This window comes from Bacteroides sp. AF32-8BH, assembly GCF_003435205.1.
Lineage (GTDB): Bacteria > Bacteroidota > Bacteroidia > Bacteroidales > Bacteroidaceae > Bacteroides > Bacteroides ovatus.
In genome coordinates this window covers 1-22,819 of record NZ_QVLZ01000056.1, presented here as the reverse complement: position 1 = coordinate 22,819, position 22,819 = coordinate 1, and the positions used below count along the sequence as shown (strand labels likewise).

Sequence of the window (22,819 nt, the reverse complement as noted above, 5' to 3'; positions counted from 1 at the left end):
ATAACGATATAAATTAAAAAAAGATGATTATGAAAAAGTTTTTGCTGATGAGCACACTTTGTGCTTTGGCTTTGGTTGGGTGTAAAGATGACTCGGAACCGGAAATTCCTACTGATATTGATTATTCAGGATTGGTATTGAATGAAATTTGTGGAAACGATGGGAATGCAAGTGAAGAAGATTGGATTGAGATTTATAATACTTCCAATACAACAATTAATCTCAATGGCGTTAAACTGGTGAAAACTGATGAAGAAGGTGTTTCGGAGATTATTTATACATTTGGGGAAGGGGCAGCCATTGCCGGTAAAGCATATTTGCTGAAAGTCAAAGGCGTTGATTTTACTCAAGGAATCTCAAATACTAAATCTGTTTCTATCAATTTGCAAATGCCCTCTGGTAAAGATATAGACAAATTTGATAAGGATGCGGAATTTGGTGATGGAGGTAAACATGAAGTGGGAGGAAGTTATTCACGTATTCCCGACGGTACGGGAGAATGGACTGTTGTATTGAAAGCTACTAAAGGAACAGCTAATAAAATTACGGAACCTGAAGGACCTTCCGGTATTGATTATACTGGATTGGTGCTGAATGAGTTGAACGGTAATAAACCCAAATATATTGAGTTGTATAATAGTACAGGTCGTGAACTGGATATAACCGGAGTAAAGATTAAAAAAGATGATGGGGATATTGTTTATATAGCTCCCGAAGGGACTAAAATACAGTCTCATGGTTTTTTAGTGCTTCTTTCGGATCAAGCAGATTATTCTACAGGCTTTACAAGTGGACTCTCCGCTAAAAAATCTGTGAAGATTGAGCTTCTTTCACCGGAAGAAACTGCCATAGACGTATTCAAGAATCTAACGGATGCCGGTGAAGAGGTTTGGGGAGAAACACCTAAATACAATGGAGAAACAGAGGGAATGGCGTATGCCCGTAAGGATAACGGTGCTGAATGGTATATGATGAAAGCCACTCAAGGTGAGAGTAATAGCACCACTGCCGGACTAAGTACAAAAATAGAATGGTAAGATTATAATTGTAAGGAATGAGAAAGCTAATCCTTTTATTATTTACGGGAATTCTTCTTTTTAGCTGCACCGCTGCCGGAGCAGACGAAGGAAGAATTCTTCGTTTTATATATTGTTCAGACGTACATTATGGTCTTGAACGTGAATTTCGGGGAAAAGAAGTGGGAAGTGATGAGGTAAGTCGTGCTATGTTGGCAACCTTCAAATTGCTTTCTGAAACTCGGCTGCCGGAAGATAGTGGGGTGGGCGCAGGAATAAAATTCGGTTCTCCTGATTTTGTTGTTTGTACGGGTGATGTTGCCAATCGGATGGAAGAAGGAGTTCAATCTGCTACTATATCATGGAGTCAATTTTGCAGTGATTGGGATTCATCGATAAGTTCTCCTTTGTATCTGGTACCGGGTAATCACGATATTTCTAATGCGATAGGTTATCCCAAGGTTTTATCTCCTGAAAAAGATGCATCCAGTGCTGCCGGTATTTTCAACCGGATGATGCGCCCTGCGGTGGAACGTACGGCGGAGACTTTTAATTATCAAACGGATAAGGTGCATTATTCCTTTGTAAAGGACGGGGTACGGTTTGTTTTTATGGGAATGTGGCCTGATGCATATATGCGTCAATGGTTCGATCAGGAAATAGGAACCGATACGATTATTCCTGTTATTTTATTTACCCACGATCCTCCCATTGCCGATACCAAGCATTTTACGAATCCGAACGGTAAGCATACGATCAATTCAGTAGATAAGTTTCAGAATTTGTTGGCAGATACCTGTCTGGTGACTGATGTCAAAAAGAAAGCCACAAAGAATTGGGAAAAGCTGGAGCAGTTTATCCATTCTCATTCTATGATTAAGGCTTACTTTCATGGAGATAAGAATTACAATGAATTTTATACCTGGAATGGGGTAAATGGAACAATTGATTTACCTGTTTTCCGGGTGGACTCCCCTATGAAAGGTGAGTATTCTTCTGCTGACGAACGTCTACTTTCCTTTATTGTAGTTACCATGGATGTGAATCAACGCTTGTTAACGGCTCGTGAATGTTTGTGGAATACGGAAAACAAAACCAGTATCCAATGGGGAAGTTCTTGCACTATCACTTTCTGATAAATAGCCAAATTTAGTATTAAATCGTATAGGTTACTAAAAACTTTATAAGAAAACGACCGTAAATCACCTTCTTTGTTGTAAATTCGTTCTATTTCTCGTAATATCAAACTTATTTTAATCAATTAATATAGAAAGTAAATTATGAGAAAAGACGGATTTACCGTATGTGCAAATAATTATATAAATTGTTTGCGTCAGGAAGGGCGTTATGCCACAGCACATGTTTATGAGAATGCACTTCGCTCTTTCACCATATTTTGTGGAACAGAGTGTGTGTCATTCAGTTTGATTACTCGTGAGAACTTGAAGCGGTATAGCAGTTATCTGATGTCCTGCCGCTTGAAGTTGAACACGATTTCCACCTATATGCGAATGTTACGTTGCATATACAATAAGGGAGTAGATACTCATCAGGCTCCTTATATTCATCGCTTGTTTCGTGATGTCTTTACCGGAGTAGATACTCGTCAGAAAAAAGCAATTCCTATAAACGAATTACACACGCTGCTTTATAAAGATCCGCAGTCCGAAAAACTTCGCCGGACGCAAGCCATCGCTAATTTGTTATTTTTATTTTGCGGAATGCCTTTCGCCGATCTTGCTCATCTGGAAAAGTCGAATTTGGAGGGGAATATATTGAAGTACAACCGTATCAAGACTGGAACCCCAATGAGTATAGAAATCTTAGAATCGGCTTCATGTATTGTTTCCCGACTTCGTAATACGCATTCTGCTGTTCTCCCCGAGCATCCGGATTATCTTTTTTATATATTAAGTGGAAAAAATAAACGGGATGGGGAAGCGGCATATAGAGAATATCAATCCACACTGCGTCGTTTTAATAATGATTTGAAGAGTTTAGCTAAAAAATTACGTATCCATTCATCCGTGACTTCTTATACATTTCGTCATTCCTGGGCAACTACCGCTAAATACAGGGGAGTACCTATCGAAATGATTAGCGAATCATTGGGGCATAAATCTATTAAGACAACACAAATTTACTTGAAAGGCTTTGAATTGAATGAGCGTACCAAAGTAAATCGACTGAATTATTCTTACGTCGGGAATTATAGAGGAATTCTTTGAAAAGTATATTAAGTCTTTGATAACCAGTCTAAATACGCAGCTGTTACTTCTTAGGTAACGGAAATTATTCGGTGCAAATATAGACAAATTTGTTAATAACATACAAGCAAAATTCCTTTTTTTTCTCTTTTTATTTAAATATACAGTAAAAATGTATCGGGACATGAAACATTCCTATTTCATGTTCTATGAATTCGACTGCCTATACTTTTCAAATATCTCTGTATATCAGGCAAAATGTATCTAAACTCCCTTGTTCGTACGTATTTCTTCTTCTTTTTGTGGTAGGTGTCCAGTACTCTATAATTTCCGTTACCTAAGAAGTAACGGAAACTTAAGGGGTAAAAAAGTATGATTCTAACGAAAGAAACTTTAAGTGCTGGGCCTAAAATTGGGACAGGGGAAGGCGTAGCACACTCTAAACGCTGGTATGTCGCTCTGGTTCGTATGCATCATGAGAAGAAGGTAGCCGAACGTTTAGACAAAATGGGGATTGAAAATTTTGTACCGGTCCAGCAAGAAGTACATCAATGGAGCGACCGCCGTAAAGTGGTTGAATCCGTGCTGCTTCCCATGATGGTTTTTGTACATGCTGATCCTAAAGAACGCAAAGAGGTTCTTTCCTTTTCTACCGTTAGTCGTTATATGGTAATGCGCGGTGAGAGCAGTCCGACTATCATTCCTGATGAACAAATGGCCCGTTTCCGTTTTATGCTCGACTATTCCGAAGAGGCAATCTGTATGAATAGCGCTCCTTTGGCACGTGGTGAAAAAGTACGTGTTGTCAAAGGTCCTTTGACTGGTCTTGTAGGAGAACTTGTCACGGTGGATGGCAGGAGTAAGATTGCTGTCCGGTTGAATATGCTGGGGTGTGCTTGTGCGGATATGCCGGTTGGGTATGTGGAAAAGATTGAAAATCAAGTTGCTGTATAAAAATGAATTATTGCATCAACTAAATGGGGCTTAATATTAAACTTTATTCATGAAATAATTATTCGAATGAATTATATATTTATAATCTTAGCTTTTGTTATTTCTGTCTGTATAGCGTTATTTGTCATACCTCGCATATTACTAATTTCTCTTCGTAAGAGATTATTTGATATACCAGATAAACGTAAAATCCATACATGTGCCATTCCACGTTTGGGGGGAGTTTCTTTTTTCCCAACGATATTATTTTCTTGTTGTTTGGTATTGGCATTCCGTACTATAACAGGATATTATATTTCAGATTTACATGCAACTTGTTTTTTATTGGAATGTTTGTTTTTAGTCTGTGGGTTGACTCTTTTATATTTGACAGGAATTACAGATGACCTTATTGGAGTGCGTTATCGCCAAAAGTTTGTGATACAAATTCTCTGTGCTTGTTTTTTTTCTATCGCAGAGCTTTGGATAAATGACTTATATGGGTTATTGGGGATATATGCAATTCCAAATTGGATTGGTATTCCTTTTACTATATTGACCATTGTTTTCATTACTAATGCTATTAATTTAATAGATGGAATTGATGGATTAGCATCAGGATTGAGTAGTGTTGCGCTTTTGGTCTTTGGCCTTTTGTTTATAGAGAAAGGGCTGTGGATGTATAGTATGCTTGCGTTTAGTACCTTAGGTGTATTAGTTCCTTTCTTTTATTATAATGTTTTCGGTAATGCAGAACGGGCACGGAAAATATTTATGGGAGATACCGGCAGCTTAACTTTGGGGTATATACTAAGTTTTCTTGCTATCAAATATAGTCAGAACAATCCTGAGGTAATTTCTAATACCAAAGGTACTTTTCTTATAGCCTTTAGTACACTAATAATTCCAGCTTTTGATGTGATTCGTGTGGTAATGGTACGTTTGCGTAATGGAAAGAGCCCTTTTGAACCAGATAAGAATCATATTCATCATAAATTTTTGGCAATGGGATTTACACCCCGTAAAGCTATGATTATTATAATATTAATATCCTGTGCATTTAGTGCTGTAAATATTTTATTGATACCATGGGTGAATAATACTGTGATATTGATAGGAGATATTGTAGCCTGGATTGCTTTAAATCTTTGGTGGGATAAAGTGAGAGATAAGCGCACACATTTAAACAGATTATATTAAAATGAAAGGTATTGTTTTAGCCGGTGGATCTGGTACTCGTTTGTACCCTATTACCAAGGGAGTTAGTAAGCAGCTTCTTCCCATATTTGATAAACCGATGATTTATTATCCCATTTCGGTTTTGATGCTTGCAGGTATTCGTGAGATTTTAATAATTTCTACTCCGTATGATCTTCCTGGTTTTCAACGATTATTAGGTGATGGTTCTGATTTCGGTGTCCGTTTTGAATATGCAGAACAACCTTCGCCTGATGGTCTTGCGCAAGCATTCATTATTGGAGAGGAATTTATTGGTGATGATTCGGTTTGCTTAGTACTAGGAGATAATATTTTTCATGGTCAGGGGCTGACTTATATACTAAAAGAAGCTGTACGCATGGCTGAAGAAGAAAACAAAGCTACTGTATTTGGCTATTGGGTATCAGATCCCGAACGTTATGGAGTTGCGGAATTTGATAAAAACGGTAATGTATTAGGATTGGAAGAAAAGCCTGTTCACCCAAAATCAAACTATGCTGTAGTGGGCCTTTATTTCTATCCCAATAAAGTGGTTAAAATAGCAAAGAATAGCAAGCCATCTGCACGTGGAGAATTGGAAATAACTACAGTAAACCAATGTTTCTTGGATACTAAAGAATTAAAAGTCCAACTTTTAGGACGTGGTTTTGCATGGCTTGATACTGGTACGCACGATTCTTTATCAGAGGCTAGTAATTTTATTGAAGTGATAGAAAAACGTCAGGGGTTAAAAATAGCTTGTTTAGAAGGAATTGCTTTTCGGAAAGGCTGGATTACTCCTGAAAAAATGATGGCATTGGCACAGCCGATGTTAAAGAATCAATACGGGAAATACTTGATGAATGTAATAGATGAATTAAAAGAGAAATAGAAAGATGAAGCGGAATATATTGATTACTGGTGGTGCAGGATTTATTGGAAGCCATGTTGTTCGCTTATTTGTGAATAAATATCCTGAGTATCATATTATAAATTTAGATAAGTTGACTTATGCTGGAAATTTAGCTAATTTGAAAGATATTGAAGGTCAGCCGAATTATACTTTTGTAAAAGCTGATATTTGTGACTTTGAGAGAATAATACAGCTTTTTAAACAGTATAATATTGATAGTGTGATACATTTGGCAGCAGAAAGCCATGTTGATCGTAGTATTAAAGATCCATTTATTTTTGCACAAACGAATGTGATGGGTACTCTTTCATTATTACAGGCAGCTAAGTTGGCTTGGGAAACTTCAGAAACGGGATATGATCATAAACTTTTTTATCATATTTCAACAGATGAAGTATATGGTGCATTAGATTTTGACGGAACATTCTTCACTGAACAAACAAAATATCAGCCACATAGTCCTTATTCTGCTAGTAAGGCTGGTAGTGATCATTTCGTACGTGCTTTTCATGATACATATGGAATGCCTGTTATTGTTACCAATTGCAGTAACAATTACGGGCCTTATCAATTTCCCGAAAAGCTTATACCTCTTTTTATTAATAATATCCGTCATGGTAAAGCCTTACCGGTTTATGGTAAGGGTGAGAATGTACGTGATTGGTTGTATGTAGTAGATCATGCACGTGCTATTGATACCATTTTTCATAAAGGAAAAATAGCTGAGACTTATAATATTGGTGGTTTCAATGAATGGACAAATATTGATTTAATTAAGGTTATCATTAAAACTGTAGATCGGTTATTGGGTAATCCGGACGGTACTTCCGAAAAGTTGATTACATATGTAGCTGACAGAAAAGGACATGATTTACGCTATGCTATTGATTCTAATAAGTTGAAAAAAGAATTAGGATGGGAACCGTCTTTGCAATTTGAGGAAGGTATTGAAAAAACTGTTCGCTGGTATTTGGAAAATAACGAATGGATGGAAAATATAGCGAGTGGAGAGTATAATAAGTATTATGAAAGTATGTACAAAATATAAAAGTTATGAATGTATCAGATTGTAGGTTGATTGATCTTCCAAAATTTTTGGATAAAAGAGGTAATCTCTCTTTTGCCGAGGAATTTAAGCATATTCCATTTAAAATAGAACGGACATATTGGATATACGATGTCCCTGGTGGAGAGAAACGTGGAGGGCATGCATATAAAGAAAATCAGGAATTTATTATTGCACTTTCCGGTAGTTTTGATGTGCTCTTGGATGATGGTAAAGAGAGGAGAAAAATCCATTTGAATCGTTCATACTATGGATTGTACGTACCAAAGCAGATATGGAGACAGATGGATAATTTTTCTACTAATTCGTTAGCTTTAATATTATCTTCAACTCCATATGGAGAAAATGATTATATACGTGATTACGAAACTTTCAAAAATACTGCATTATGAGTAAAAATAGTACAGTCTATGACTGCACAATTATAGAGCTTGATAAGCATCACAGAGATGAAGGTAATATCACTGTGGTTGAAAATGTTAAAACTGTTCCATTTGAAGTAAAACGTACCTATTATCTATACGATATACCAGGTGGCGAGGCGCGTGGTGGACACGCTCATAAAGAATTGTTTCAGCTGGTGATAGCTGCTAGCGGTAGTTTTAATGTAACAGTTGATGATGGCAGTGTGAAACGTACCTTTTCATTAAATCGTCCTTATCAAGGTTTATATATTGTTCCGGGAATGTGGAGAGAACTGGATAACTTTTCATCTGGAGCAGTGTGTCTGGTACTTGCTTCAATGCCTTATGATGAAGCTGATTATATACGAATATATAAGGATTTCTTGGAGTATAAGAATACAAAATGAAAAAGCAGGTATTGATAATTGGTGGTAATGGACATGGTTCTGTTATTGCAGCTTGTATAAAAGATAACCAGAAAAACGGATACGATGAAGATATTGAAATCTGTGGTTTTGTGAACGATTTTGTAGATAATGTAGATGAGTATGCTGTTTTGGGAGGTACTGATAGAATTCAGCATTTTGTCGATGAAGGGTATTATTTTATATGGGGAATACATATGATAGGACGAAATGTCTTGACAGAAGAACTGTTTAAGAGACTAAATGTTCCATTGGATAGATTAGTAACAATAATACATTATACAGCATTTATTGGAGAGAACGTGGTTCTTCATCCAGGGGTAGTGGTCATGTGTCATGCATATATTGCTCCTCGAACAGAACTGGGCATAGGGACAATGGTAAAATCCAATACTTGTATCGGACACGATGTTAAATGTGGACCATTATGTCATTTTGCAATGGGTTCGATAACCGGTTCATTGGTGGTTATAGGTAAGTGTGCTGATGTTTCTATAGGTGCTACAGTTTTAGAAAAGAGAAAGATTGGCAATTTTGCTATGGCAGGAGCAAGAAGTTTGGTTACTCATGATATACCAGACTCTGAAATACATGTAGGGTTACCTGCAAAATTCTTGAGAAGAATTATGGAAGATTAATTCAATAATACTAGGAATGTCAGAAGCAATGGACACTGAAAACAGGAACTCGTATAAACAAAGCCTAAAAGCTACATCATTGTTTGGAGGGGTTCAAATCTTTAATATACTTATACAAATCATCAGGTCTAAATTTGCTGCAGTATTATTAGGCCCTGAAGGGATGGGGGTTATGGGATTGCTTAATTCTACCATTACAATGATTTCATCCTTTACAAATTGTGGTTTAGGGACCAGTGCCGTACGTAATATTGCAGAAGCTAACGGAGCCAATGATACTAAACGTATAGCTTTAATTATTTCTGTATTTAGGAGATTGGTTTGGATTACCGGATTGACAGGTGCATTGATTTGTTTGGTTTCAGCTTCATTGTTAAGTCAAGTGACATTTGGAAATACAGATTTTACTTTTGCTTTTATAATACTTTCATTCTCGGTTTTATTGATGCAATTAACTTCCGGGCAAAATGCTTTAATGCAGGGGATGCGGAAGTATCGTTATTTGGCGAAGGCCAATGTAGTTGGCAATGCAGTCGGTTTAATATTTATCATACCGTTATATTATTTTTGGAAGATAGATGCTATTGTTCCTGTTTTATTGTTTTCGAATGCTTTGATTTTTATCCTGTCTTATATATATGCCCGCAAAATAAAGATTGAGAAGGAAGAAATAACCATTACGGATATAAAAGTTGAAGGGCGAGATATGTTGAAGATGGGAGTGTTGATCAGTCTTCAGGGTATGTTGGCAATATTAGCTTCCTATTTCATTCGTATTTTCATAAGTCGTATGGGTTCTATTGATGATGTCGGGTTGTTCAATGCTGGGTTTACAATAGTCAACACATATGTTGGATTGGTATTTACGGCTATGGCAACAGATTATTATCCCCGATTGTCAGCGATAGCTTCGGATAATGACTCATTTGTTAGGGCGATTAATCAGCAGGCAGAGATTTCGTTACTGTTGCTTGCTCCAATAATTATTGCTTTTATCGCTTATATACGGGTAGCTGTAGTAGTACTTTATTCTACAAAGTTTATACCTACTGAAGGTATGATGTATTGGGCAATGGCAGCCATGTTTTTTAAAGCCATGGCGTGGAGTATGTCTTATGGTTTATTAGCGAAAGGTGATTCCAAAGTATACTTTTGGAATGAATTTATTACAGTTTGTTATGGATTAATTTTTAATATGATAGGGTATTACTATTGGGGATTAATAGGACTTGGCATATCATCATTCATTAAATATGGATTCTATTTTTTGCAGCTATGGATCATTTGTCGAATAAAATGTAATCTCAAATTTACCAGATCAATAATGAAATTATTTATACTATTTTCTTGTATCACTGCCATAGTCCTTACCTGCAAAATATTAATGTTTGGCTGGAGTGGATACGCAGTGGTGACAGTGTTTTTAGTTTTAACGACATATTATTCACATACGGGACTAGATCGTAGGATAGGGATTAGGCAGGTTATAATAAACAAATTACATCGTAAAAACTAATATGATGGATAATGAAGAAAATATTGCTCGAAATAAAACATTCAATAAATAAAAGAATCGGAAATGCTATAGAAAGTATATCATGTAGACTCTATTATCATTCAAAAAAGAACAGTTGGGGGCATTGTTTATATGCGATGAATAATATGTTTTTACGTTGTGTTTCGTTTGTACCGTTTGAAGTTGTTAGTCATCATGTCTATGCGAAATCGCATTTGACTTCATCTATAATACCACTTATTACTAATAGAGTAGGGTATACAAGTAAGTTAACCTATGAGTTGGAGCCTTTGAAGAAAGAACTGATATCAGTTCCGATGCAAGATATTTTTATTTATAAACATGAAGGTGTTAGAATACAAGGAAATTCCGATTTTATCTTAAATGTGAAAGAAAAGTGTGTAATTAACGACTTCTGTTATAATATGAACGATCGCTATGTGATGTTTGATGGGCTTTTATTGCGGTTAAAGAATAATGTTGCTGTTTTACGTAACGATGGCGGTATTGGGAAATGTCGTTATTTGAAGTCTGGAATTATGCTTTCAGGGAAATTTTCATGTAATTACTATCATGAATTGTATGAAATTCTCATTAAACTGCTTGTCTTCAACAGAATAAACATATCAAAAGATGCTCCGTTGATAATCGATGAAATCGTAATGAAAATAGATTCTTTTAAAAAGATTTTTGAGATTCTTAATGAAACCCAACGTGACATAATTACTATAGGAGAAAAAGAAATAGTAGAATTTGGTACTTTATATTCTCTTTCTGCTGTGAATTCTATTGCACCTCATTATAGAGATATTACTGATCCTGATCATTTATTTGGGTTTGTTTTTGATTGTCATTTAACATTGCAAATGCGTGATAAATTGCTCTTGTTTAAGTCTAATTTAGCAACTCCGAAACGCATTTTTCTGACACGGAAGAGTACAAAAAAGAGGCATTATAATGAATTTGAAGTTTGGGGAATACTTAAAGAATATGGGTTTGAAGTTGTTGCTCCCGAAACATACACTTTTTGTGAGCAAATGGCCTTGTTTAATAATGCTGACTATATTGTGGGTGGTTCTGGAGCTGCATTTACAAATTTATTGTTTTGTCATAGCGGTTGTAAGGTTATTTGTTTTAGATCCATAAGAAACTATTCTCCAATATTTTCGACTATTGCTAATATTGTCGATGTTAAAATGCGGTATTTAGCTGGTATTTCTGATAGTACAGTAGATTTACATGCTGATTACATTGTCAGCACTGATAAACTGAAAAAAATGATTGATTATAATGAGGATTAAAAATAGTAATGATATAACTTATTTTATAGGAGGTATATTACTTTTGTTAACTCTAAGGCCATTTTTTACTTGGAGTCTAAGTGGGTCTTATGCGCAAATTGTATTTCTTTTCCCATTGGCGATTCTATTCTGGCGGAATTATAGAATGAATAGATTGAATGTGCTGTATCTGTTTTTCTTTGTTTTTACCCTTTTGTTAGCTTCTATTTCTCAAAATCGTAATCTGATAGGATTCTTTTTTATGATTATTTTGGCAGCAGTACCTTTTGGATCGAAAAGATTTATGGTTAACGTGTTTGATAGGTACAAAACGTTATATTCTATAATAATTGGAATATCCATTTTGGTATGGCTGTTACTTTTCTTTGGTATTCCTGTCCCTGGAAAAATAATAGCTCCTTTGAATGCTGTAAAAACATATAATTATATTGCATATCCATTTTTAGTTATTCCCAACTATTTAGGGGCAGGTCTTGATGTTTATTTTCAATCATTAAGATTTTGTGGCCCTTTTGATGAGCCGGGTGTTGTTGGTACTATCGCCGGACTTATGCTGTATATAGATAATTTTAATCTGAAGGATAAAAGGAATATATTTATTTTAATTTCTGGACTTCTTTCATTGTCTCTATTTTTCTATATCCTCTCTGCCATTTTTTTAGTGTATTTTTTATTTTCTAGAAATGTCAAGGTCGTATATAAATTCTTCATCTCTTCTTTAATGGCATTGTTAATTGTTTTTTCTATGCAAAATACAATGACTAGGTTGTTGATTTGGGATAGATTGGAATATGATAAAACACAAGGGATGATCAGTGGGGATAATAGGGCTGATAGTAGTTTAAAAAGTTATTTTAATTCTATTCAGGGTACAAGTCAATATTGGTGGGGGGTAGATAATAAGAGACAGTTGGCAAACTTCTCGGATAGTGCTGGTTATCGAAATGCAATTCTGTCCAATGGAGCTGTTGTCTGTATTATGTACCTGCTTTTCTTTGTTCTTTATGCCTTAAATCGTATAAAGTCCATATGGTATATTCTTATATTTATAACCTTGCTACTTGCTACATTATATCAGCGTCCTGGGTTATTTTCTGTTAATTATATCTTTCTATTTTCTATGTATATAGTAATGCACGACAAACGTGAAAATATAAAATTAAATCCATGATGCATATTTGTTATCTCACAGGGCTTTATTCTCGAAAAGACCCATTGATCTTTGACCGTCAGGGGAAGGCATTGGCAATGGCTGGCTATAAAGTTACTATTGTTGTTTGTGACTTAGAACCGAATGAAACAATTGATGGTATTGAGCTTATTTCGTGTAACTATAAGCCATGCTCGCGTATAGAGAGGATGCTGAATGCCAAGAAATTTCTTTATAGGAAAGCACTGATGATAAATGCAGATGTATACCAAATTTCTGATCCGGAGCTATTATCTCTTGGGGTTAAATTGAAACATAAGGGATATAAAGTTGTATTTAATCTTCGTGAGTTTTATCCTGGCATCATTCATGATAAAGCATATTTGCCTAAAATAGCTCGTAATGTAATTGCAGTGCTGATGGAGAAATATCTGAAGTCATCTCTAAAGAAATATAATGCTGTATTTACTGTAACTGATGATACTGACAATCGCCTTGAAAAGTGGGGAATAAAGAATCATTATGTTATTAAAAATTTCCCTGTTGTATCTTCCAGGTTTACTTTATCCAAGGAGGAATATTTATCCCGTAAAAATGTTCTTGGATATATTGGAACAGTCTATTGGATTAGTTGTCAAAAAGAAGTATTAAAAGCTTTAGCGGAATTGCCGGATATCAAATATTATGTTGCAGGTGTGATTGAAGAAGGATATGTTGATGTTCTTGAAACTTTTCCAAACTGGAAGAATGTGGATTTTGCAGGGCCGTTTAAGAAAGAAGAGATATCAACAGTTTTTTCAAAAATGACTATTAGTAATACTCTTCGGGATTTTAGTCGGACAGGCAGTCCGAATGGATCTTTTGGTGTGTTGAAAATATTTGAAAGTATGGAGGCGGGGTTACCGGTGTTGCTTTCGGATGTGAAATGCTATCGTGAAATTGTAGAAAAATATAATTGTGGAATTTGTGTTGATCCACATAATTCGCAGCAAATAAAGGAGGCTATTCAATATTTAGTTGAAAATAAGGAAATGGCTTATCAGATGGGGCAAAATGGTCGACGAGCAGTTTTAGAAGAGTATAACTGGGAAAGTCAGGCTAAACTATACATTGAAGTATTAACAAATATATAAAGCGAGGAATATATGATACACCCACTGGCTGACTGTCAAAGTAAATTGATTGGTGACGGGACTACTATATGGCAATTTTGTGTCATCTTAAATGGTGCTGTTATTGGAAGTAACTGCAATTTATGTGCCCATGTTTTTGTAGAGAATGATGTTATTATAGGTAACAATGTTACTGTAAAATCAGGAGTACAATTGTGGGATGGTCTAAGAGTAAAAGATAATGTTTTTATCGGAGCAAATGTCTCTTTTATTAATGATTTGATTCCTCGTTCAAAAGTCTATCCAAGTGAATTTCTAATGACGACACTTGAGGAACATTGTTCGATCGGAGCCAATTCTACAATAATGGGAGGATTGATTATTGGTGAGTACGCTCTTGTCGGGGCAGGAAGTGTTGTTACAAAAAATGTTCCGGCACATGAGATTTGGTTTGGTAATCCTGCATGTAAAAAAGGGTATATCACTAAAGATGGTATTGCCCTGGACTTAAATATGTGTGATAAAAATGGAGTTAAACATAAAATATAAAACGGATATGATTAAATTTTTAGATTTACAGAAAGTTACTGCAAAATATGCAGAAGAGATTCATGAAGCAGTATTGAGAGTCGTTGATTCAGGGTGGTATTTACAAGGCAAAGAAAATGCAATGTTTGAAACACATTATTCTTCATATATTGGTACTAAATATACTATAGGATGTGCTAACGGCCTTGATGCATTGATTTGGATTTTCCGTGCTTATATTGAAATGGGGATAATGAAACCTGGAGATGAAGTTATCGTTCCTGCAAATACCTATATTGCTTCTATTTTAGCCATTACTGAGAACGGACTTATTCCTGTGTTGGTTGAACCCAATCTGGAAACATATCAAATTGATGATTCTAAGATTGAAAAAGCTATAACTTCTCGTACAAGAGCTATACTTATAGTACATCTCTATGGTCAGTGTGCGTATACTGAGAAAATAGGAGAATTATGTGAAAAATATAATCTTAAGCTTGTAGAAGATAATGCGCAGGCACATGGCTGCAAATTTAATGGGAGAATGACAGGCTCGATAGGCGATGCTGCAGGGCATAGCTTTTATCCGGGTAAAAACTTAGGTGCATTAGGGGATGCAGGAGCTGTGACAACGAATGATGATGAGTTGGCACATATAGTAAGGTCGGTTGCTAATTACGGATCTGCAAAGAAATATGTTTTCCAATATGTAGGGCGTAATAGTCGTCTTGACGAAATTCAGGCAGCTATTCTTGATGTTAAACTCCGTTATCTTGATAATGATATACAATTAAGAAAAGAAGTTGCAAAATATTATATAGAAAACATTGAGAATCCAGCGATTATTTTGCCAATTGTGAAAGATTGGAATGCACATGTATTTCATCTTTTTACAATTCGTTGTGCAGATCGTGATGGCTTGCAACAATATTTAGCAGAGAATGATATTCAAACTAATATCCATTATCCTATTCCTCCTCATAAACAAGAATGCTATAAAGAATGGAATGATCTTAGCTTTCCAATTACAGAATTGATTCATGCTGAAGAATTGAGTATTCCAATGAGTCCTGTTATATCTATGGAAGAGGTTGAAAGGGTTGTAAAAGTGTTGAATGCTTGGAAGTAATAATCTTATGATGAAAAAAAAGACTATTTGGTTCATAAATAAAGATGCAGCACCTATTGAATTTTATGGCACTCATTTGAGAACAATAAAGTTGGCACAATATTTTCAATCAGAAGGCTATAATGTGAAATTGTTTTGTTCTAGTTATGTTCACAATAGAAACTTATGTTTGTCTGACTCTAATAAGACATTTGAAGAGAAAACTTATGATAATATCCCTTTTGTTTTAGTAAATGCAGGTTGTGGATCTACTAATGGGATAAGAAGGATTATATCATATTTTAGGTTTGCGGTTAAATTATTCATCCATAGAAAACAATTTGAGAAACCGGATGTGATAATTCATACATCTCGTATTCCTTTTGATATTCCAATTTATCAACTTGCTAAAAAGGTAAAAGCAAAATATATCGTGGATGTTACAGATTTATGGCCTGATTCATTCGTAAGCTTAGGCTTATTGGGAAAAAATAATCCATGCGTGAAAATTGCTTATTGTTTAGAACGATATATTTATAGTAAAGCAGACAACGTTGTTTTTTCTATGCCTGGTGCAGTTAATTATGTGAGAGAAAACGGATGGGATAGTGATCAGGGGGGGACAATTGATTTAAACAAATTGCATTATATAAATAATGGTATTGATTTGTCTGAGTTTAATGTTAACATGCAAAGATACAAAATAGAAGATTTTGATTTGGCAAACGATAAAACTTTCAATATTATTTATCTGGGAAGCATTCGATTGGCAAATAATCTTAAACTGCTTATAGATTCAGCTAAAATATTGCAGAATAATAGTGTGCAGGTCTTGATTTATGGTGATGGTGAGGATAGGGCTTTTTTAGAGCATTATTGTGAAGAACAACAGATTACAAACGTAAAATTTAAAGCAAAATGGACATCACCTGAGTATGTGCCATATATACTTTCAAAAGCAGATGTGAATGCTCTGAATTATTCTACTAATTTCGGGAAGTATGGTGGCAGTATGAATAAGATGTTTTTGGGACTGGCAAGTGGTAAACCATTATGTTGTAATGTAGGAATGCCATACAGTATCATATTAGAGGAGGGTGTCGGAATAGACTGTAAGTTAACTGATCCGCAGGATTATGCCGCTGCTATACTTTCGCTTAAAAACTTGCCTTCTGATGAGTATCAGACAATATGTAATAAAGCGAAAAAAGCAGCCGAAAAATATGATTATGCGAAACTATGCGTGAAATTTAAAGATGTCTGTAATTTGTAAATTGTTAGTAAAAAGATAATTAGTAAAAAACATGAAAATAACTTTAATTGGTGCGTCAGGTTTTGTCGGGACTCGTTTGATTACACTTTTGAAAAAAGCACAAAGATATGAGATGTTGAATATTGATTTGCAACAAAGTCGTTTCTTTCCAGAAGTTACAGCAATTGGTGATGTACGTGATCAGGATTATTTAGATAAGAAATTGGAAGGGGCTGAATGTGTTGTTTTATTAGCAGCACAGCATCGGGATGATGTTGTTCCGGTATCTCTTTATTATGATACAAATGTAGGTGGTATAGAAAAGACATTAAAAGCAATGGAGAAAAATAATATAAAACGAATCATTTTTTTTTCATCTGTTGCAGTATATGGTCTAAATAAAAAGAATCCAAATGAAGAATATCCGGCAGATCCGTTTAATCACTATGGGAAAAGTAAATGGCAGGCAGAGCAAATTTTGCATGAATGGTATAAGTTACATCCGGATTGGAATATTGATATTATTCGTCCAACAGTCATTTTTGGAGAACGTAACAGAGGCAATGTGTACAATTTATTAAAGCAAATTGCGAGTGGAAAGTTTCTAATGATTGGTTCTGGAAACAATAAAAAATCAATGGCTTATGTCGGTAATGTTGTTGCTTTTGTAAAATACATGATTGATGAGGTTCGGACAGGTTATAATGTGTTTAATTATGTTGACAAGCCGGATTTTACAATGAATGAACTAGTGGCTCATGTGAGCAAAGTTATGAATAAACATATTCCGGCTACTCATTTCCCTTATTGGTTGGGCATGATAGGAGGATATTGTTTTGATATATTTGCTTGCATTACTCGTAAGAAATTGGCAGTAAGTTCTGTGCGTGTGAAGAAGTTTTGTGCAACAACTGAATTTGATGCTGCTAAAATACATTCTTCTGTTTTTAAAGCTCCTTATTCTTTAGGAGAGGGGCTGGCAAGAACTTTAGAGTTTGAATTTATATACCCCCCTACAGATGATATTACTTTTAAAAGTGAATAAGATGATAAGAATATGGAAAAAGTAAATAAACTAATATGTATGATATTGTTGTCTTTTTTATTAGCAGCATGTCAATCTTATAAAAAGGTACCTTATTTGCAAGACGTGGAAGCAGTCAATCAAGCTACTCAGCAGGAAACTCTTTATGATGCAAAGATCATGCCGAAAGATTTATTGACAATTGTGGTTTCGTGTACCAGTCCGGAACTAGCTGCACCCTTTAACTTGACAATTGCCAGCCCGTCTAATTTATCAATACAGTACACTACTACTCAGCCTGTGTTACAACAATATTTGGTTGACAATGAAGGGAAAATATCTTTTCCAGTATTAGGAGCACTGACAGTTGGAGGGCTTACAAAGAAACAGGCAGAGCAGTTAATCGTTGATAAATTGAAGCCTTATATGAAAGAAAATCCTATTGTTACAGTACGTATGGTAAATTATAAGATATCAGTCATTGGAGAGGTTGCTCGACCGGGTACATTTACTATTTCTAATGAGAAGGTGAATCTATTGGAGGCATTGGCCATGGCTGGTGATATGACGGTATACGGTCTTCGTGATAATGTGAAGCTGATTCGTGAGGACGCAAATGGCAAACAGCAAATTGTCACTTTGGATTTAAATAATGCCGAAACGATTCTTTCACCTTACTATTGGTTACAACAGAATGATATTGTTTATATAACTCCCAATAAAGCAAAGGCTCGAAATTCCGATGTGGGCAATAGTACCAGCCTCTGGTTCTCCGCTACCTCTATCTTGGTATCCGTTGTCAGCCTATTAGTAAACATCTTAAAATAACGATTTGCAATGAAAGAAACAGAATTCAACGGAACACAAGAGCCTAAGGAAGAAAGTATAGATGTCAAGGAACTGCTGTTTAAGTATTTGCTCCATTGGCCTTGGTTTGTGGGGGCGGTTGTGGTATGTTTGATTACAGCATGGGTCTATTTGTATATAGCTACTCCTGTGTATAACATATCTGCTACGGTTTTAATAAAGGACGATAAAAAGGGAGGTAGTGCCGGAATGCTTTCTGGGCTAGAGAGTTTGGGATTGGATGGTTTGATGTCTTCTTCACAGAATATTGATAACGAGATTGAAGTGCTCCGTTCCAAGACTATCGTCAAAGAAGTGGTTGAAGATTTGGGCCTCTATATTTCTTATACGGATGAGGATGAATTTCTTTCCAGGAATATGTATAAAACTTCACCAGTACAAGTGAGCATGACTCCGCAGGAGGCCGATTTATTGGAGAAACCGATAATTGTGGAGATGATATTGCAACCACAAGGAAGTCTGGATGTGAATGTGAAGCTTGGCGATGATGAATATCAGAAACATTTCGAAAAGTTACCGGCTGTTTTTCCTACCGATAAAGGAACATTGGCTTTTTTCCTGACACCGGATTCTGTATTATCTAAAAGAATATTGGAAAAAATTACAGATTCAGAAAAGACTACACGTAATATTACAGCAACAATTAATAAGCCTTTGGCTGTAGCGAAAGGGTATTGCAAAAATATGACTATTGAGCCTACTTCCAAAACCACTTCTGTGGCTGTCATATCATTGAAAAACTCAAATGTACAACGCGGCAAGGATTTTATCAATAAGTTATTGGAGATGTATAATATCAATACGAATAATGATAAGAATGAAGTGGCACAGAAAACAGCAGAATTTATCAATGAACGTATTAGTATTATCTCCAAAGAACTGGGTAGTACGGAAAAGGATCTGGAAAGTTTCAAACGTGGGGCCGGTATTACGGATTTGACCAGTGATGCACAAATAGCTTTGACGGGTAGTGCTGAATATGAAAAGAAGCGTGTGGAGAATCAAACCCAGATTAATTTGCTGCAGGATTTGCAAAAATATATGCAAAATGAAGGTTATGAGGTTTTACCTAGTAATATCGGATTGCAGGATGTGAATCTTGCGGCTGCCATCAACCGTTATAATGATGTGCTTGTTGAGAGAAAACGTTTGCTGCGTACATCAACGGAGAATAATCCTACCATTATAAACTTGGATACAAGTATTCATGCCATGAAAGAGAATGTACAAGTATCTTTAGACAGGGTTTTGCGTGGATTGTTGATTACAAAGGCAGATTTGGATCGTGAAGCGAATCGTTATTCCCGTCGTATTAGTGAGGCACCTGGTCAGGAGCGTGAGTTTGTGAGTATTGCTCGCCAACAGGAGATAAAGGCCGGACTTTATTTGATGCTTCTTCAGAAGCGTGAAGAGAATGCGATAACTCTGGCTGCTACAGCCAATAATGCGAAGATTATAGATGACGCTATAGCAGATGATACTCCTGTATCTCCTAGAGGCAAGATAATTTATCTGGTTGCTTTAGTGTTAGGAATCGGAATTCCGGTGGGGATTATTTACCTGCTCGAATTAACCAAATTCAAGATTGAAGGTCGTTCTGATGTAGAAAAGCTTACTTGTGTGCCTATTGTTGGTGATATTCCATTGACTGATGAAAAGCAGGGTGCTATTGCTGTATTTGAGAATCACAATAACTTGATGAGTGAAACTTTCCGCAATATCCGAACGAATCTTCAGTTTATGCTTGAAAATGACAAGAAGGTGATTCTGGTTACTTCTACGGTTAGTGGTGAGGGTAAATCTTTCATCTCTGCTAATCTTGCTATTAGTCTTTCTTTATTAGGGAAGAAAGTAGTAATCGTTGGTCTTGATATTCGTAAACCGGGCTTGAATAAGGTATTTAATATTCCGAGAAAAGAAGTTGGTATAACTCAATATTTGGCTAATCCGGAAAAGAACTTGATGGATTTAGTACAGCTTTCTGATGTAAGTAAGAATCTTTATATTCTTCCCGGTGGAACAGTTCCTCCTAATCCTACCGAATTATTGGCTCGTGATGGACTGGATAAAGCGATTGAAACTCTTAAGAAGAATTTTGATTATGTGATTCTGGATACAGCTCCTGTTGGTATGGTTACTGATACCTTGTTGATAGGACGTGTGGCTGACCTGTCTGTTTATGTCTGCCGTGCAGACTATACTCATAAAAACGAGTATACTTTGATTAATGAACTTGCTGAAAACAATAAATTGCCTAGCCTGTGTACTGTAATAAATGGTTTGGATCTGAAAAGAAGAAAATACGGTTATTATTACGGTTATGGTAAATATGGCAAGTTCTATGGTTATGGTAAGCGCTATGGTTACGGTTATGGATATGGAGAACATTTTCATGACAAGGAGTCATAAATTCAACCAATATAGCGGTTAATAAACTTTGACATAGAATTCGCCAATATATATTTTATTGGTGATCGAGATTTTTTTAAGTTAATAATGTCATAGAGTACTTTTAATACTTTACACAAAAGTGAGATGGAACATGTAGGTCCCTAACTTCATGCTACACACATGAAGCACCCTACATTTTGTGGTCAGGAAATGTGCGGCGGTGTATTCCTGATCAACGCCCTCATGTCGGTGTAAATCCGATGTGATTTCTATTATATCAACTGTCTGTGAAGATCGTTGATATTTGAAATGATATTATCACTAGATAATATACAACTCAAAACGGGAGACAGCACTTTTGTTGTCTTCCGTTTTTATATTGAATACTTCTTCATTATAAATATTGGTACTTTATCGGGAGCTTACAAATACTCTTATTTTTATTTGCTGTTTTGGACATTTTAGCGTAACTTGCACACCTATTTTAAAGAATATTTTTTTTACAGGAGAATAACAGGTATGGATAATCATGTTGTAATAATGGCTGGTGGCATAGGGAGCCGCTTTTGGCCGATGAGCACTCCGGAATGTCCTAAACAATTTATTGATGTAATGGGATGTGGCCGGTCGCTGATTCAGTTGACGGCAGACCGTTTCGACGGTGTTTGCCCTAGGGAAAATATGTGGGTCGTAACTTCTGAAAAATACATTGATATTGTTCGGGAGCAGTTGCCGGAAATTCCGGAAAGTAATATTTTGGCGGAGCCTTGTGCGCGCAATACTGCACCCTGCATTGCTTTTGCTTGCTGGAAGATTAAGAAAAAACATCCGAATGCTAACATTGTAGTAACTCCTTCGGATGCATTAGTCATTGATACGGGAGAATTCCGTAGAGTGATGGAGAAAGCCCTTCGTTTCACAGATGATGGCAGCGCTATTGTAACGATAGGTATCCGGCCAACTCGTCCGGAAACCGGATACGGATATATTGCTGCTGCCGATCAGCTCCAGACAGATAAAGAGATTTATACAGTAGATGCATTTAAAGAAAAACCGGATAAAGAGACTGCCGAAAAGTATCTGGCAGAAGGCAATTTCTTCTGGAATGCGGGAATCTTTGTATGGAATGTGCGTACTATTACTTCCGTGATGCGTGTATATGCTCCGGGCATCGCACAAATTTTCGATCGCATTTTCCCCGATTTCTATACAGAGAAAGAGAATGAAACAATCAAGAAGTTATTCCCTACTTGCGAAAGCATTTCTATCGACTATGCAGTGATGGAGAAAGCGCAGGAGATTTATGTACTTCCCGCTTCTTTTGGTTGGTCAGATCTGGGCACATGGGGAGCACTTCGCGGTTTGCTTCCACAGGATAAGTCTGGAAATGCAACCGTAGGAACCGATATCCGTTTGTATGAAAGTAAAAATTGTATTGTGCATGCCAGCGAAGAAAAACGAGTAGTTATTCAAGGCTTGGATGGATATATCATTGCAGAGAAAGATAACACATTATTGATCTGCAAGCTGGAAGAAGAGCAAAGAATTAAAGAATTCTCGAAATAAAATTTATTTCGAGAATTGATATTCATGTGGTGTCATTCCTGTCATTCGCTTAAAGAACTTCGAGAAAAAAGAAGGATTAGGGAAGTTCAATTCATCAGAAATTTGATAAACAAGCAGATTGCTATGTTTTAGCAATACTTTAGCTTCTAATATAAGAGGTTGTGTCAAAACGCTGACACAGCCTTTTTTATGCGCAAAGCCCAGA

General features: G+C 35.9%; 22 protein-coding genes. 21 read left to right on the top strand and 1 reads right to left on the bottom strand.

Annotated elements, in window-relative coordinates:
- Positions 1-29: 29 nt before the first annotated feature.
- The 21 genes from DWZ47_RS26745 to DWZ47_RS26645 all read left to right on the top strand — a co-directional run bounded on the left by DWZ47_RS26745 (position 30) and on the right by DWZ47_RS26645 (position 22,614).
- Complete coding sequence (locus DWZ47_RS26745; protein WP_233525118.1) at positions 30-1,037, top strand: lamin tail domain-containing protein; 1,008 nt, start codon at positions 30-32, stop codon at positions 1,035-1,037.
- Between the two features lie 17 nt (positions 1,038-1,054).
- A complete protein-coding gene (locus DWZ47_RS26740; protein WP_117515288.1) occupies positions 1,055-2,152 on the top strand; it encodes a metallophosphoesterase family protein in 1,098 nt (365 codons plus the stop codon).
- A gap of 144 nt (positions 2,153-2,296) precedes the next feature.
- A complete protein-coding gene (locus DWZ47_RS26735; RefSeq protein WP_117515286.1) occupies positions 2,297-3,244 on the top strand; it encodes a tyrosine-type recombinase/integrase in 948 nt (315 codons plus the stop codon).
- Between the two features lie 351 nt (positions 3,245-3,595).
- Positions 3,596-4,177 carry a UpxY family transcription antiterminator gene (locus DWZ47_RS26730; RefSeq protein WP_004300054.1) on the top strand — a complete coding sequence of 194 codons (582 nt, stop codon included), beginning with the start codon at positions 3,596-3,598 and terminating at the stop codon, positions 4,175-4,177.
- A 66-nt stretch (positions 4,178-4,243) separates the two neighbouring features.
- Complete coding sequence (locus tag DWZ47_RS26725; protein ID WP_004317895.1) at positions 4,244-5,356, top strand: MraY family glycosyltransferase; 1,113 nt, start codon at positions 4,244-4,246, stop codon at positions 5,354-5,356.
- A 1-nt stretch (position 5,357) separates the two neighbouring features.
- Positions 5,358-6,245 carry a glucose-1-phosphate thymidylyltransferase RfbA gene (gene rfbA, locus DWZ47_RS26720; RefSeq protein WP_004317896.1) on the top strand — a complete coding sequence of 296 codons (888 nt, stop codon included), beginning with the start codon at positions 5,358-5,360 and terminating at the stop codon, positions 6,243-6,245.
- A 4-nt stretch (positions 6,246-6,249) separates the two neighbouring features.
- Positions 6,250-7,314, top strand: coding sequence for a dTDP-glucose 4,6-dehydratase (rfbB, locus tag DWZ47_RS26715; protein ID WP_004300048.1), 1,065 nt, complete (start codon positions 6,250-6,252; stop codon positions 7,312-7,314).
- Positions 7,315-7,319: 5 nt separating this feature from the next.
- A complete protein-coding gene (locus DWZ47_RS26710; RefSeq protein WP_004300047.1) occupies positions 7,320-7,724 on the top strand; it encodes a sugar 3,4-ketoisomerase in 405 nt (134 codons plus the stop codon).
- On the top strand, positions 7,721-8,143 hold the full coding sequence (locus tag DWZ47_RS26705; protein WP_004300044.1) for a sugar 3,4-ketoisomerase: 423 nt from the start codon (positions 7,721-7,723) through the stop codon (positions 8,141-8,143). Before DWZ47_RS26710 ends, DWZ47_RS26705 begins: the two co-directional genes overlap by 4 nt.
- A complete protein-coding gene (locus DWZ47_RS26700; RefSeq protein WP_004300042.1) occupies positions 8,140-8,799 on the top strand; it encodes an acetyltransferase in 660 nt (219 codons plus the stop codon). The genes DWZ47_RS26705 and DWZ47_RS26700 overlap by 4 nt, the downstream gene beginning before the upstream one ends.
- Before the next feature lie 16 nt (positions 8,800-8,815).
- Entirely contained in the window at positions 8,816-10,315 is a 1,500-nt protein-coding gene (locus DWZ47_RS26695; RefSeq protein ID WP_117515284.1) for an O-antigen translocase, read from the top strand.
- An 11-nt stretch (positions 10,316-10,326) separates the two neighbouring features.
- On the top strand, positions 10,327-11,616 hold the full coding sequence (locus tag DWZ47_RS26690; RefSeq protein ID WP_117515282.1) for a glycosyltransferase family 61 protein: 1,290 nt from the start codon (positions 10,327-10,329) through the stop codon (positions 11,614-11,616).
- 145 nt (positions 11,617-11,761) lie between these two features.
- On the top strand, positions 11,762-12,787 hold the full coding sequence (locus DWZ47_RS26685; protein WP_224440792.1) for a hypothetical protein: 1,026 nt from the start codon (positions 11,762-11,764) through the stop codon (positions 12,785-12,787).
- On the top strand, positions 12,784-13,899 hold the full coding sequence (locus DWZ47_RS26680; RefSeq protein WP_008648229.1) for a glycosyltransferase: 1,116 nt from the start codon (positions 12,784-12,786) through the stop codon (positions 13,897-13,899). Before DWZ47_RS26685 ends, DWZ47_RS26680 begins: the two co-directional genes overlap by 4 nt.
- 12 nt (positions 13,900-13,911) lie before the next feature.
- Positions 13,912-14,427: an acyltransferase gene (locus DWZ47_RS26675; RefSeq protein ID WP_004300033.1), complete on the top strand. Its 516-nt coding sequence runs from the start codon at positions 13,912-13,914 to the stop codon at positions 14,425-14,427.
- Positions 14,428-14,434: 7 nt separating this feature from the next.
- Positions 14,435-15,535: a DegT/DnrJ/EryC1/StrS family aminotransferase gene (locus DWZ47_RS26670; RefSeq protein ID WP_004309278.1), complete on the top strand. Its 1,101-nt coding sequence runs from the start codon at positions 14,435-14,437 to the stop codon at positions 15,533-15,535.
- 7 nt (positions 15,536-15,542) lie between these two features.
- Positions 15,543-16,787, top strand: coding sequence for a glycosyltransferase family 4 protein (locus DWZ47_RS26665; RefSeq protein WP_224262691.1), 1,245 nt, complete (start codon positions 15,543-15,545; stop codon positions 16,785-16,787).
- A gap of 31 nt (positions 16,788-16,818) precedes the next feature.
- Positions 16,819-17,811, top strand: coding sequence for an NAD-dependent epimerase/dehydratase family protein (locus tag DWZ47_RS26660; protein WP_004300024.1), 993 nt, complete (start codon positions 16,819-16,821; stop codon positions 17,809-17,811).
- A gap of 12 nt (positions 17,812-17,823) precedes the next feature.
- Positions 17,824-18,618 (top strand): polysaccharide biosynthesis/export family protein, encoded by a 795-nt coding sequence (locus DWZ47_RS26655; RefSeq protein WP_004300023.1) that lies wholly within the window; start codon positions 17,824-17,826, stop codon positions 18,616-18,618.
- Between the two features lie 9 nt (positions 18,619-18,627).
- Entirely contained in the window at positions 18,628-21,066 is a 2,439-nt protein-coding gene (locus DWZ47_RS26650) for a GumC family protein (RefSeq protein ID WP_117515280.1), read from the top strand.
- 501 nt (positions 21,067-21,567) lie between these two features.
- Positions 21,568-22,614: a mannose-1-phosphate guanylyltransferase gene (locus DWZ47_RS26645; RefSeq protein WP_004325717.1), complete on the top strand. Its 1,047-nt coding sequence runs from the start codon at positions 21,568-21,570 to the stop codon at positions 22,612-22,614.
- Positions 22,615-22,617: 3 nt separating this feature from the next.
- Here the strand turns inward: DWZ47_RS26645 and DWZ47_RS26640 are convergent.
- Positions 22,618-22,819: helix-turn-helix domain-containing protein (locus tag DWZ47_RS26640; protein WP_117515278.1), on the bottom strand; the 202-nt coding region annotated here is incomplete at its 5' end.